At 74.1% G+C, this 13,296-nt stretch carries 13 protein-coding genes and 1 riboswitch; of the genes, 9 read left to right on the plus strand and 4 right to left on the minus strand.

Annotated elements, in window-relative coordinates:
• Window positions 1-208: 208 nt before the first annotated feature.
• Entirely contained in the window at window positions 209-682 is a 474-nt protein-coding gene (locus ABZ836_RS18375; RefSeq protein ID WP_356134690.1) for a C40 family peptidase, read from the minus strand.
• A gap of 2 nt (window positions 683-684) precedes the next feature.
• Window positions 685-885, minus strand: a riboswitch (cyclic di-AMP (ydaO/yuaA leader).
• Window positions 886-1,329: 444 nt separating this feature from the next.
• Here ABZ836_RS18375 and ABZ836_RS18380 point away from each other — a divergent pair.
• The 6 genes from ABZ836_RS18380 to ABZ836_RS18405 are packed head-to-tail and all read left to right on the plus strand — an operon-like array spanning window position 1,330 to window position 5,923.
• Window positions 1,330-1,632, plus strand: coding sequence for an urease subunit gamma (locus tag ABZ836_RS18380; protein ID WP_356134866.1), 303 nt, complete (start codon window positions 1,330-1,332; stop codon window positions 1,630-1,632).
• A gap of 18 nt (window positions 1,633-1,650) precedes the next feature.
• Window positions 1,651-1,962 carry an urease subunit beta gene (locus ABZ836_RS18385; protein WP_356134691.1) on the plus strand — a complete coding sequence of 104 codons (312 nt, stop codon included), beginning with the start codon at window positions 1,651-1,653 and terminating at the stop codon, window positions 1,960-1,962.
• Window positions 1,955-3,676 (plus strand): urease subunit alpha, encoded by a 1,722-nt coding sequence (locus ABZ836_RS18390; protein WP_361143400.1) that lies wholly within the window; start codon window positions 1,955-1,957, stop codon window positions 3,674-3,676. Before ABZ836_RS18385 ends, ABZ836_RS18390 begins: the two co-directional genes overlap by 8 nt.
• Window positions 3,677-3,690: 14 nt before the next feature.
• Window positions 3,691-4,365: an urease accessory UreF family protein gene (locus ABZ836_RS18395; RefSeq protein ID WP_361143403.1), complete on the plus strand. Its 675-nt coding sequence runs from the start codon at window positions 3,691-3,693 to the stop codon at window positions 4,363-4,365.
• A gap of 47 nt (window positions 4,366-4,412) precedes the next feature.
• Window positions 4,413-5,093 (plus strand): urease accessory protein UreG, encoded by a 681-nt coding sequence (gene ureG / locus ABZ836_RS18400; RefSeq protein ID WP_356134697.1) that lies wholly within the window; start codon window positions 4,413-4,415, stop codon window positions 5,091-5,093.
• Window positions 5,081-5,923 carry an urease accessory protein UreD gene (locus ABZ836_RS18405; RefSeq protein WP_361143406.1) on the plus strand — a complete coding sequence of 281 codons (843 nt, stop codon included), beginning with the start codon at window positions 5,081-5,083 and terminating at the stop codon, window positions 5,921-5,923. The genes ureG and ABZ836_RS18405 overlap by 13 nt, the downstream gene beginning before the upstream one ends.
• On the opposite strand, the gene ABZ836_RS18410 is transcribed toward ABZ836_RS18405, so the two are convergent.
• From ABZ836_RS18410 to ddaH, 3 genes are all read right to left on the minus strand, one after another.
• Window positions 5,913-7,877, minus strand: coding sequence for a pentapeptide repeat-containing protein (locus ABZ836_RS18410; protein ID WP_361143409.1), 1,965 nt, complete (start codon window positions 7,875-7,877; stop codon window positions 5,913-5,915). The two genes, ABZ836_RS18405 and ABZ836_RS18410, sit on opposite strands and share 11 nt — an antisense overlap.
• A 156-nt stretch (window positions 7,878-8,033) precedes the next feature.
• Entirely contained in the window at window positions 8,034-9,308 is a 1,275-nt protein-coding gene (gene rocD / locus ABZ836_RS18415) for an ornithine--oxo-acid transaminase (RefSeq protein WP_361143412.1), read from the minus strand.
• Window positions 9,305-10,117 carry a dimethylargininase gene (gene ddaH, locus ABZ836_RS18420; RefSeq protein ID WP_356134704.1) on the minus strand — a complete coding sequence of 271 codons (813 nt, stop codon included), beginning with the start codon at window positions 10,115-10,117 and terminating at the stop codon, window positions 9,305-9,307. Before ddaH ends, rocD begins: the two co-directional genes overlap by 4 nt.
• Before the next feature lie 156 nt (window positions 10,118-10,273).
• Here ddaH and ABZ836_RS18425 point away from each other — a divergent pair, with 156 nt between their 5' ends.
• From ABZ836_RS18425 to ABZ836_RS18435, 3 genes are all read left to right on the plus strand, one after another.
• A complete protein-coding gene (locus tag ABZ836_RS18425; RefSeq protein WP_356134706.1) occupies window positions 10,274-11,023 on the plus strand; it encodes a LytTR family DNA-binding domain-containing protein in 750 nt (249 codons plus the stop codon).
• A 12-nt stretch (window positions 11,024-11,035) separates the two neighbouring features.
• Window positions 11,036-11,428 carry a hypothetical protein gene (locus ABZ836_RS18430; RefSeq protein ID WP_356134708.1) on the plus strand — a complete coding sequence of 131 codons (393 nt, stop codon included), beginning with the start codon at window positions 11,036-11,038 and terminating at the stop codon, window positions 11,426-11,428.
• Window positions 11,429-11,562: 134 nt separating this feature from the next.
• Window positions 11,563-13,293, plus strand: a complete 1,731-nt coding sequence (locus ABZ836_RS18435) for a cation acetate symporter (protein WP_356134710.1) — start codon at window positions 11,563-11,565, stop codon at window positions 13,291-13,293.
• Window positions 13,294-13,296 lie beyond the last annotated feature (3 nt).

Below are 13,296 nucleotides of genomic sequence, written 5' to 3' on the forward strand. Positions count from 1 at the left end.
TCGGTGACACCCCCAGGGTAAAGGACGGGCAAAGCGGCCCGCGGATGAGGGCCGTGACCCCGTCACGAGTACCCGTACGACGGCCCGGCAAGGGGTGCGCGACGACGGAAAACCGCCCGGCGGCGACGGAAAACCGCCCGGCGGAGACGGAGAACCGCCCCGGTGCCGGCGGACGGGCCGCCGGCACCGGGGCGTGCGTTACGGCGGGTCAGCGCACCCGGCCGTACCAGACGCTCCTCGTCCAGATCTTCTGCAGCCGGACCACGTCGCCGCTCTTGGGCGCGTGCCACAGCTTCCCCGAGCCGGCGTAGATGCCCACGTGGTACACCCGGGAGCCCGAGTGGAAGAACACCAGGTCGCCGGGCCTGCGCTTCGAGGCGGAGACACGGTTGGTGCGGTTGTACTGCTGGGCCGCCGTGCGCGGCAGGGTCTTGCCCGCCTTCTTGAACGAGTAGAGGGTCAGGCCCGAGCAGTCGAAGGCGCTCGGACCGGTGGCGCCGTAACGGTAGGGGGCTCCCTTCTTGGACGCCGCCACCTTCAGGGCCTTGGAGCCCGCGGTGGCCGCCTGCGCCTCGGACGAGAGACCGGGCACCGCGATGCCGCCTCCGAACGCGGCGAAGGTCAGGACCGAGGCCGTCGTGGCCCGGGTCATCAGGGACGGGACGCGATTGAGCACGGACATGCACAACCCTTCGACAGCCGCCTGTGAAGGATGACCTGTCGGATTCGGGCCGCGAAGTAGCCCGGCCGCCGTGCGGCGGCTTCACCCCAAGGACCGCGCGGAACCCTCTCCGGCGGCCCGTCGTGCTCGGGTCCTCCACTCCTGCCGATCCACTCCTGTCGACCCGTCGCCCGGCCGGCGGCAGGATTCGGCGTCCGCCCGGGCCGCCCCGCCGCGGTGGCGGGGGCTTGTCGTCGGGAGGATCTTCACGCAGTCGCGTCCCGGGATCATCCGTAAACCGCGTGTTGTGGAATACGTCACCATTGCGCCGTTCGAGTGGACAAAGTGTCGTGTATCCCTCGGTAAGTACCCGCCGCGAGCCGCTCACCAGCGCGGGAGCCCCGGAGCGCGCCGGGTGTCCGCGCGCCGGGGGCAAATCGGCACGTCCCGAGGACGGACGAGCGCCTACGCCGAACGACGGTACGTCGTCTGGTCCGTTTACCCGGGGCGCACCCGGGTGGCGGCGGGGCCACGCCCCGGGGCGGGAGGGGCACGCGCCGCCGCGTACGGGACGCGAGCCCGCCCGCCCCGGTCCCGTTAACGCCCCCGAAATCAGCCGCCACTAGCCTCTGGTGCTCCGTCGGGCGCCGAAGGTGGGGGTGGAAATCGTGCAGCTGACCCCGCACGAGCAGGAGAAACTGCTGATCCATGTGGCGGCGGACGTCGCCGAACGGCGCCGGGCGCGCGGGCTGAGGCTCAATCACCCCGAGGCCGTCGCCCTGATCGCCTCCCACCTCCTCGAGGGCGCCCGTGACGGCCGCACGGTGGCCGAGCTGATGCGCTCCGGCCGCACCGTCCTGAGCAGGGAGGACGTCATGGAAGGCGTCCCCGAGATGATCCACGACGTCCAGGTCGAGGCCACCTTCCCGGACGGCACCAAGCTGGTCACCGTCCACGACCCGATCGTCTGACGAAAAGGGACGCCGCCCATGATTCCCGGAGAGATCCTTTTCGACGAGACGCCCGTGGTCGTCAACGAGGGCCGCGAGGTCACCCGGATCACCGTGCTGAACGCCGCCGACCGCCCCGTGCAGGTCGGCTCCCACTACCACTTCGCCGAGGCCAACCCGGGCCTGGAGTTCGACCGCCCCGCCGCGCGCGGGCGGCGACTGCACATCGCCGCGGGCACCGCCGTGCGGTTCGAGCCCGGCATTCCGGTCGAGGTGGAACTCGTCCCGCTGGCCGGACGCCGTGTGGTGCCGGGCCTGCGCCAGGAGACCGGAGGCCCGCTCGATGCCTGACCTTTCCCGCGCCGAGTACGCCGACCTCTTCGGCCCCACCACCGGCGACCGCATCCGGCTCGCCGACACCGACCTGCTGGTCGAGATCGAGGAGGACCGCTCCGGCGGCCCCGGCCTGGCCGGCGACGAGGCCGTCTTCGGCGGCGGCAAGGTGATCCGCGAGTCCATGGGCCAGTCCCGGGCCACCCGCGCCGAAGGCGCCCCCGACACCGTCATCACCGGAGCGGTGATCGTCGACCACTGGGGGATCGTCAAGGCCGACGTCGGCGTCCGCGACGGCCGGATCACCGGCATCGGCAAGGCCGGCAACCCCGACACCATGGACGGCGTCCACCCCGACCTGGTGATCGGACCCGAGACCGAGATCATCGCGGGCAACGGCAGGATCCTCACCGCCGGAGCCGTCGACGCGCACGTCCACTTCATCTGCCCGCAGATCGCCGACGAGGCGCTGGCCTCCGGCGTCACCACGCTGGTCGGCGGCGGCACCGGTCCGGCCGAGGGCTCCAAGGCCACCACCGTCACCCCCGGGCCCTGGCACCTGGCCCGGATGTTCGAGGCGATGGAGGCCTACCCGCTCAACATCGGGCTGCTGGGCAAGGGCAACACCGTCTCCCAGGAGGCGCTGCTCTCCCAGATCCGCGGCGGCGCCGTCGGCCTCAAACTGCACGAGGACTGGGGTTCCACCCCGGCCGCCATCGACGCCGCGCTCACCGCCGCCGACCGCACCGGCGTCCAGGTCGCCATCCACACCGACACCCTCAACGAGGCCGGTTTCGTCGGCGACACCCTCGCCGCGATCGCCGGACGGGGCATCCACGCCTACCACACCGAGGGCGCGGGCGGCGGGCACGCGCCGGACATCATGACCGTGGTCTCCCACCCCAACGTGCTCCCCAGCTCCACCAACCCGACGCGGCCGTACACCGTCAACACCGCCGAGGAACACCTCGACATGCTGATGGTCTGCCACCACCTCAATGCGGCCGTCCCCGAGGACCTCGCCTTCGCCGAGTCCCGGATCCGGCCCTCCACCATCGGCGCCGAGGACATCCTGCACGACCTCGGGGCCATCTCGATCATCTCCTCCGACTCCCAGGCCATGGGCCGGGTCGGCGAGGTGATCCTGCGGACCTGGCAGACCGCCCACGTGATGAAGCGGCGCCGCGGCGCCCTGCCCGGCGACGGGCGCGCGGACAACCTGCGGGCCCGCCGCTACGTCGCCAAGTACACGATCAACCCGGCCCTGGCGCAGGGACTCGCGGCGGAGATCGGCTCCGTGGAGAGCGGCAAGCTGGCCGATCTGGTGCTCTGGGAACCGGCGTTCTTCGGCGTCAAGCCCCACCTGGTGCTCAAGGGCGGGCAGATCGCCTACGCGCAGATGGGCGACGCCAACGCGTCCATCCCCACCCCGCAGCCGGTGCTGCCCCGCCCGATGTACGGGGCGATCGGGCGCGCCCCGGCCGCCAACTCGGTCAACTTCGTCGCCCCGGAGGCGCTCGAGGACGGCCTGCCCGAGCGGCTCGGCCTCGGCAAACGGTGGGCGGCCATCACGTCGACCCGCGGCGTCACCAAGGCCGACATGCGGGAGAACGACGCGCGGCCGGACGTCCGGATCGACCCCGACAGCTTCGCCGTGCACATCGACGGCGAACTGGTCGAGGCGACACCGGCCGCCGAACTGCCCATGGCCCAGCGCTACTTCCTCTTCTGAGAGCGGTGCCGACCATGAACCGCGCCGCACTCCTGCTGCTGGCCGACGGCCGTTTCCCCGCGGGAGGGCACGCGCACTCCGGCGGTGCGGAGGCGGCGGTCCACGCCGGCCGGATCACCGACGCCGCCTCCCTGGAGGCGTTCTGCCGGGGCCGGCTGCACACAGCCGGGCTGGTCGCCGCCGCGCTCGCCGCGGCGGCGGCACTCGGCCTGGACCCGCGGGAGCTGGACTCCGCCGCCGAGGCCCGCACCCCGTCCCCGGCCCTGCGCGCCGTCGCCCGGCGGACCGGACGGCAACTGCTGCGGGCCGCCCGGGCGACCTGGCCCTGCCCCGAACTCGACGCGCTGGCAGAGGCGTTCCCCCGAGGCGCGCACCAGCCGGTGGTGCTCGGCGTCGTCGCCGGGGCGGCCGGACTGGAACCGCTGGACGCCGCGTACTGCGCCGCGTACGAGAGCGTCGGCGGTCCCGCCACCGCGACGGTCCGGCTGCTGAGCCTGGACCCGTTCGACGCGACCGGGGTGCTCGCGCGGCTCGCCCCGGAGACCGACCGGATCGCCTCCAGCGCCCTGCGGGCGGCCCGGGAGGCGCTGGCCGAGGGGCCGGACGCCCTGCCGGCCGCCTCCGCGCCGCTGCTGGAGATCGCGGCGGAGGCCCACGCCGCCCGCAGCGGACGGCTGTTCGCCTCCTGACCCCGCCGCCTTCCCCCGACGCACGTTCCGATCAGAGGAGTTCGCCGATGCACCTGGAGCACTCGCACGACGGCCGCCAGGGCGCCGTCAGCGCCGACGCGCGCCGCCCCGACGGAAGGCGCCGCGCCCTGCGCGTCGGGCTCGGCGGTCCGGTCGGCTCCGGCAAGACCGCCACGGTCGCCGCGCTCTGCCGGGAACTGCGGGCCGACCTCTCGCTGGCCGTCGTCACCAACGACATCTACACCCGCGAGGACGCCGACTTCCTGCTGCGCGAGGCGGTGCTGCCGCCGGAGCGGATCTCCGCCGTCGAGACCGGCGCCTGCCCGCACACCGCGATCCGCGACGACATCTCCGCCAACCTGGAGGCCGTGGAGGACCTCGAGGACACGGTCGGACCGCTGGACCTGATCCTCGTCGAGTCCGGCGGGGACAACCTGACCGCCACGTTCTCCAAGGGACTGGTGGACGCGCAGATCTTCGTGATCGACGTGGCGGGCGGCGACGACATCCCGCGCAAGGGCGGCCCCGGGGTGACGACCGCGGACCTGCTGGTCGTCAACAAGACGGACCTGGCGCCGTACGTCGGCGCCGACCTGTCCCGGATGGCCGCCGACGCCAAGGCCCAGCGGGCGGAGCTGCCGGTGGTGTTCCAGTCGCTGCGCGGCGAGCCCGGGGTCGCCGAGGTCGCCGCGTGGGTGAGGGAGCGGCTGGCCGCATGGCGGTCGTGACGGTGGGCGGCGGTACGGCGGGGGTACGGGCGCACGCGCGTCTGCGGGCGGTGCCCGACGGGCGCGGCGGGACCGCGCTGCCGGTGCTCGCCGGCGAGGGACCGCTCGCCCTGCGCCGGACGCGGGACGCCGACGGCGAGGCGCGGGTGCGGGTGGTCGGGGCGATGAGCGGACCGCTGGGCGGCGACCGGTTCCTGCTGGAGGCGGACGTCGCCGCCGGGGCCCGGCTGCGGGTCGGCTCGGCGGCCGCCACGATCGCGCTGCCCGGCCAGGGCAAGGAACCGGCGCGGTACGAGACGCGGCTGCGGGTGGCGGACGACGCGGCCCTGCGGTGGGAGCCGGAGCCGCTGATCTCCGTGCGGGGGAGCGAGCTGGAGGTCCTCACCCGGGTGGAGGTCGCCGAGGGCGGGCGGCTGCTGCTGCGGGAGGAGCAGGTGCTGGGTCGGCACGGGGAGCCGCCGGGGGATCTGCGCTCGCGGCTGACGGTGCGGGTGGGCCCGGACCTGGTGCTCGACCAGCAGGTGACCTGCGGACCGGGCGCGCCGAGGGGCTGGGACGGGCCCGCGGTGCTCGGCGGCCACCGGGCGGTGGGCCAGGTGCTGCTGGTGGACCCGGTCCTCGGCGCGAGGCCGGTGACGCCGGGAGTGTTCGGGACGACGGCCTCCCTCGTCCCGCTCCCCGGTCCCGCCGCCCTGATCACCGCCGTCGCGCCCGACGCCCTGCTCCTGCGCCGACTGCTCGACGAGGCCCTCCACGCGCTGTGCGTCACCCTCGACCGACCTCTCCCACCCGCACCTCGCACGCCGCGGGGTGCCGCGGTCAGCGTTTGACGCGGCTGCGGACGGCGAGGACGGCCAGGCCGAGCAGGACGGGCTCGACCAGCCGGGAGGCCATCTCGGTGTAGGTGCCGATGGTGGTGAGGTTCTGGCCGGAGGAGCGGAAGAGCACCGAGTTGATCACCACCCGCAGACTCTTCTCCAGGCGCTCGGCGGTGACGCGTTCGGCCGCCGGGCCGGTCGGGTCGACCGGTGCGGGGGTGTCGGTGATCAGGACGATCTCCTCCCCGGCCGCGGTCTGCCGGCCGGTGGTGGTCGGCTTCGGGTCGTGTGCCGGCAGACCCCACAGCATCATCACCGCGACCGTCACGGTCATGGCCGCCCCCAGCCAGGCCAAGGCGCGGGCGGCACGCAACCCGTACCCCGACAGGGCCCAGTAGAGGCCCAGCAACGCTCGTTCGCCCCGGGACCGGGTGGTGTCGTGGCGGCGCATCTCGCACTCGCCGTAGTAGAAGTCGGCCGCGTCCGGCTCGTTCTTGCCGTCCTCCAGCGACTTGCGCAGTTGCCGGTACAGCGCCGCCACGGCGGCCGGCTTCAGGTGCGGGGCGTCCGGCGGGGGGCTCTTCCAGCCCGAGGAGGCGGCCCGCTCGGGGCTGGGGGCGACGAGCGTCCTCCAGTGGTGTTCCTCGATCAGGGTGTTGCGCCGGCTCCACCGCCAGGGGAAGTGCCGACTCCAGCCGGGGGGAGCGGTGGTGAAGGTGCACCAGCCGTCGACCTTCAGCTGGTCCAGGTGGATGGCCCCGGCGAACCGGCAGGTACTCAGGTCGACGTCGTGCAGCGCCAGGTGGGCGACGTCCGCCCCGCCCACCGACCTCAGACGCACGCCGGGCTCCAGGTCGGACAGTTCCGTCTCCGGCAACCAGCCGGTGGCCGGTTCGGACCGCGTGAAACGGGTGAGGCCCGCGGCGACGAGTACCGGATACTCGAAGACCGCGTCCCTCAGGTCCAGCTCGGCGTAGCGCAGGCGCAGCGTGGCGGTCGACGCCCACCGGGTGCGCGCACAACTGACCTGACGGGCGGCCATCTCCAGCGTCACCGGCTGCTGGAGCACCGCCCCGTCGAGCACCACCCGACGACCGCACACCAGTGGCCCGAGTCGCGAGGCCGCCTCGAACCGCGCCCCGTCGAACCGGGCGTCGCCGGAGAAGCACACGGAGTGGAACCCGGCGCTGCCGGAGAAGGACGCCCGGTCGAAGTAGGCGTCACCGCCGAAGGACACGTCGTCGAACCAGGCGTCGTGGGCGAAGGACGCGTCACCGAACCAGGCGTCGTGGGAGAACGACACGCGGTCGAAGCGGGCGACACGGGCGAAGGAGACCTGGAGGAATCCGGCGGCTCCGGAGACGGAGGACCTGCTGAAGCGGGCGTCGCGGGAGAAGGCCGCCTCACCGAAGCGGGCGTCGGCGCAGAAGGACACCTCTTCGAAGTAGGCGTCGTGCGAGAAGGAGGTCTCGAGGAACGAGGCGACACCGGAGAACGACGCCCGGTTGAAGAACGCGGTGCCGGAGAAGGATGCCCCCTGGAACGAGGCGTTTCCGGAGAAGGAGGCCCAGCCGAAGAACGCGGTGCCGGAGAAGGACGCCCCCTGGAACGAGGCGTCCTCGGCGAACGACGCCCGGCCGAACCCGGCGACGTCGGAGAAGGACGCGCCGTCGAACAAGGCGTTGCCGACCCGGGGGCGATCGGTGGCGGGGTCGCGCAGGGCGTTGAGCAGCTCGTCGAGGAGTTCGGCGGTGAAGGGGGTGCCACGGTGGTCGATGTCGCTGCCGGGTGGGAGCGCCGCGAGGTAGGCCGCGCGGTCGGCCTCCCCCAGGTGTGCCAGGCAGTGGACGTGATCACCGACGCGGACGCCCCGGCAGCCGACCGGCTGGGCCGGGGTCGCGCCGTGTCCGCAGTGCGGCCAGTTCGGTGACGTGCGGGAGGAGGACGCGGATGCAGCAGTGGTCATGTCACCAGGACGTGCCGACGACGCCGGCGGTTTCGTCCGGGGCCGCGGCGGAGTGCGGGACCGGGAGCGCCGGCGCCCGCTCCCACCGGTGCCGTCACGGCGCCACCGGTGGGAGCGGGCACCCGGCCGGTTCCCGGTGCCCGCCGGCGGTGGACGTCAGCCGCTGGTCAGGACGCGGGCCAGGGCCGTGAGGGCGCCGTGGAGCTGGTCCTCGGTGATGGTCAGCGGGGGCGCGATGCGGATCGTGGAGCCGTGGGTGTCCTTGACGAGGACCCCCTCGGCGAGGAGCCGCTCACCGATCTCCCGGCCCGTGCCGAGCGCGGGATCCACGTCGACCCCCGCCCACAGCCCCCGCGTACGGAAGGCGACCACCCCGCGCCCCACCAGCGGCGCCAGCCCGTCCCGCAGGACGATGCCCAGTTCGGCCGCCCGCCGCTGGTACTCGCCGGTCTCCAGCAGCCCCACCACCGCCGACCCCACCGCCGCGGCCAGCGGGTTGCCGCCGAACGTCGAGCCGTGCGTGCCCGGGCCCAGCACCTGCAGGACGTCGCGCCGCCCGACCACCGCCGACACCGGCACGATGCCCCCGCCCAGCGCCTTGCCCAGCAGCACCAGGTCGGGCGTGACGTCCTCCAGGTCCACCGCCAGCGTGGACCCCGTGCGCCCCAGCCCGGACTGGATCTCGTCGGCCACGAACAGGCAGCCGGCCCGGCGGGTGATCTCCCGGACGCCCGCCAGGTAGCCGTCGTCCGGGACGATCACCCCGGCCTCGCCCTGCACCGGCTCCAGCAGCACCGCCGCCGTGGTCGCGTCCACGGCCGCCTCGATCGCGGCGAGGTCGTTGTACGGCACGACGCGGAACCCCGGCGCGAAGGGGCCGAAGCCCGCCCGGGCCGTGTCGTCCGTCGAGAAGCCCACGATCGTCGTCGTGCGCCCGTGGAAGTTGTCGGCGGCGACCACGATCGTCGCCCGGTCCTCCGGGACCCCCTTCACGTCGTAGGCCCACTTGCGGGCGACCTTGACCGCGCTCTCCACCGCCTCCGCGCCGGTGTTCATGGGCAGCACCATCTCCTGCCCGGTCAGCGCGGCCAGCCGCTCCGCGAAACCGGCGAGCCGGTCGTTGTGGAAGGCCCGCGAGGTCAGCGTGAGCCGGTCGAGCTGGCGGTGCGCGGCCTCCACCAGGACGGGGTGCCGGTGGCCGAAGTTGAGGGCGGAGTAGCCGGCCAGCAGGTCGAGGTAGCGGCGGCCCTCCACGTCCTCCACCCAGGCGCCCTCCGCCCGCGCCACCACCACCGGCAGCGGATGGTAGTTGGGCGCGAGGACGGACTCCTCGGCGCGGATCAGCCCGGCGGAGTCGCGGGGCGCGGCCCCGTCCCGGCGGGAGGGGCCGGAGCCCTCGGAACGGTCGGAGGGCAGGGTGGGCGCGGTCATGGGCGGACCTCCAGGGTGCAGCACTTGATGCCCCCGCCGGCCTTGCGGAACTCCGACAGGTCGACGGGGACCGGGACATAGCCGCGGTGCGCCAGCTCCTCGGCCAGGGCCACCGCCGCGGGGGCGATGAAGACGTGACGTCCGTCGGAGACGGAGTTCAGGCCGAAGGCCAGCGCGTCCCCCAGGGTGGCGATCACCGCGTGCGGGAACAGCCGCTCCAGGACCGCACGGCTCTCGGGCGCGAAGGCGTCCGGGTAGTAGGCGACGTTCTCGTCGTCGAGGGCGAAGAGCGCGGTGTCGAGGTGATAGAAGAACGGATTCACCAGCCGCAGCCCCACCACCGGGACGCCGAAGTACTCCTCGGCCTCCCGGTGGGCCTGCGGCGTGGTGCGGAACCCGGTCCCGGCCAGCACCCGGCCGCCCACCGGCACCAGGTCCCCCTCGCCCTCGCAGACCGTCCGGGCCCGCCGCACCGGGACGCCGGCCTCCTTGAGCCACAGCTCGTAGTGCTCCGACTCCTCCCGCCGCTCGGCCGCGTGGAACACCGAACCCAGCGCGCGCCCACCGAGCACCAGCGCCGCGTTGGCCGCGAAGACCATGTCGGGCAGCCCCGCCACCGGCGGAATCGTCTCCACCACGTGCCCGTGGGTCCGGTAGGCGGCGGCCAGCGCCTCCCACTGGCGGTGCGCGCGTCCGGCGTCGACCTCCTCGTCCGGACGCATCCAGGGATTGATCGCGTAGGTCACGTCGAAATGGCGGGGCTCGCACAGGAGGTAGCGCCGTCGGCGCGGCGCACGTCTAACGGACATGCCCCCACGTTAGGAAGCGGGCAAAGCGCCGACAAGCGACCAAGCGGGGTGTTCCGGAGCGGAATGCGCGGGCCCGCCGGGATCCGCGCCTCCGCCGGCGCCCGGGACCCGTCCACTCATGTCCATTTGTGCGATTACCTCTTACACTCCACCTTCATGCTGCGAGCCCTCGCCGTCGACGACGAACGCCCCTCCCTGGGCGAACTCCTCTACCTGCTGGAATCCGACCCACGGATCGGCAGGGCCGAGGGCGCGTCGGACGCCACCGAGGCGCTGCGCCGCATCAACCGGGCCCTGGAGTCCGGCCCGGACGGCCCCGAGGCCATCGACGTGGTCTTCCTCGACATCCAGATGCCCGGCCTCGACGGCCTGGACCTCGCCCGCCTGCTCACCGGCTTCGCCAGCCCGCCCCTGGTCGTCTTCGTCACCGCCCACGAGGACTTCGCGGTGCGCGCCTTCGACCTCAAGGCCGTGGACTACGTCCTCAAGCCGGTCCGCCGGGAACGCCTCGCCGAGGCCGTCCGCCGCGCCCACGAGCTGCGGGCCGCCCGCATCCCCGTGCACGAGCCCGAACCGGACGCCATCACCGTCGACCTCGGCGGCGTCCGGCGCCTGGTCCAGGTCGACGACATCACCCACGTCGAGGCCCAGGGCGACTACGCCCGGCTGCACACCGCCACCGGCAGCCACCTGGTCCGGGTCCCGCTGTCCACCCTCGAGGAGCGCTGGCGGTCCCACGGGTTCGTCCGCATCCACCGCCGCCACCTGGTCGCCCTGCGCCACATCGACGAGCTCCGCCTCGCCGCCGGCACCGTCAGCGTCCTCGTCGGCGGCGAGGAACTCCAGGTCAGCCGCCGCCACGCCCGCGAACTGCGCGAGCTGCTGATGCGCCGCGGCGCCGCGTAGGAGGCCGCCGCCATGCCCCACGACGCCCCCCGGGCCACCGAGCGCCGCGTCCCCGCCCGCGTGGTGGTCACCGGCCCGCCCCGCCGCCACCGGGGCCCCGCCCACGGCGCCCGCTACCGGCCCCGCACCGAGATCCACGAGCAGACCACCCTCGGCCACACCTACGTCCGCTCCCTGATGCGCGCCCAGCTCCGCACCGCGCTCGCCGTCTTCGCGGTCCTCGCCGCGCTGGTCGTCCCGCTGCCCCTGGTGTTCGCCACCGCCCCGCACGGCCGCCTCCTGGAGTGGGCCGTGCTCGGCTTCTGCCTCTACCCGCCGCTGGTGCTGCTGGCCCGCTGGCACGTGCGGCGGGCCGAACGCCACGAGCGGGACTTCGTGCGGCTCGTCGAGGACCAGGAACGCTGACCGCGACGCACCCCGGCAACGAGACTCCCGGCCCCCGCACGAGACCCCCGGCGACGGACGAGACCTCCGCCCCGTGTACGAGACCCCCCGCCCCGTGAACGAGACCCGAGCGACGTGAACGAGACCCCCGCCCCATGAACGAGAGCTACGCCGTGGCCGCCGTGGCCCTGGTGGTGGTCGCCACCGCCCTGGTCGGCGCCTTCGGCCTGCGGGTCTCCCGCACCACCTCCGACTTCTACGTCGCCTCCCGCACCGTCGGACCCCGCCTCAACGCGGCCGCCATCAGCGGCGAGTACCTCTCCGCCGCCTCCTTCCTCGGCATCGCCGGACTGGTCCTCGTCCAGGGACCCGACATGCTCTGGTACCCGGTCGGATACAGCGCCGGATACCTGCTCCTGCTGCTCTTCGTCGCCGCCCCGCTGCGCCGGTCCGGCGCCTACACGCTCCCCGACTTCGCCGAGGCACGGCTCGCCTCGCAGGGCATGCGGCGGCTCTCCGGCGCCTTCGTCGTCGGCATCGGCTGGCTCTACCTGCTGCCCCAGCTGCAGGGCGCCGGACTCACCCTGAAGGTCCTCACCGGCGCGCCCGGCGCGCTGGGGTCGGTGATCGTCGCGGTGGTGGTGGTCGCCAACGTCGCCGCCGGGGGGATGCGGTCCATCACCTTCGTGCAGGCCTTCCAGTACTGGCTCAAGCTCACCGCCCTGCTGGTCCCCGCCCTCTTCCTGGTCCTCGCCTGGCAGGGCGACGGGGCGCCCGCCCGGGCCTTCGACGAACCCGCCGCCTTCCGCGAGCACCGCACCGTGCGGGTCCAGGACACCGTGGAGATCCGCCTCGCCGAACCCCTCACCGTCACCGTGCACGGCCGTGTCGACGGCCGCCCGTACGACGGCGACCGGGTCGGACTGCCCGCCGGCGTCCACACCGTCGAGGCGGGCGCGCGGCTCGCCTTCCCCGAGGGTGCCGAGGTCCCGGTGGCCCAGGGCGCCGGGAGCGCCGCGCTCTCCGACTCCTCCGGCCCCGACCGGGGGGAACGCCCGCTCTACGCCACCTACGGGCTGATCCTCGCCACCTTCCTCGGCACCATGGGCCTGCCGCACGTGGTGGTCCGCTTCTACACCAGCCCCAACGGGGTGGCCGCCCGCCGCACCACCGTCGCCGTCCTGGGCCTGATCGGCGCCTTCTACCTGCTGCCCCCGGTCTACGGCGCCCTCGCCCGGATGTACGCCCCCGAACTGGTCCTCACCGGCAACACCGACGCCGCGGTGCTGCTGCTCCCGGACCGGATGATCGGCGGCCTCGGGGGCGACCTGCTGGGCGCCCTGCTGGCCGGCGGGGCGTTCGCCGCGTTCCTCTCCACCGCCTCCGGACTCACCGTCGCCCTCGCCGGGGTGATCGCGCAGGACGCGCTGCCCTCCCGCGGCATCCGCCACTTCCGGGTCGGCGCGGTGACCGCCATGGCCGTGCCGCTCGCCGCGAGCGTGCTGGCCGGACGGCTGCCCATCGCCGACGCCGTCGGACTCGCCTTCGCGGTCTCCGCCTCCTCCTTCTGCCCGCTGCTGGTGCTCGGCATCTGGTGGCGGCGGCTCACCCCGCCCGGCGCGGCCGCCGGCATGCTGGTCGGCGGCGGATCCGCGCTCGCCGCGGTGTCGGTCACCGTCGTCGGCCACGACCCGGTGGACGGCGTGCCCTACGCCCTGCTCGCCTGGCCCGCGCTGTGGTCCGTGCCGCTCGCCTTCCTCACCATGATCCTGGTCTCCCTCGCCACCCCCGGCCGGGTGCCGCCGGACACCGACGCCGTCCTCGCCCGCTTCCACCTCCCCGAGGAGATCGGCGGCGGCCCCGTCCGGAAGGAGAACGCGACATGACCA

It is taken from the genome of Streptomyces sp. NPDC047130 (genome assembly GCF_040643475.1).
GTDB lineage: Bacteria > Actinomycetota > Actinomycetes > Streptomycetales > Streptomycetaceae > Streptomyces.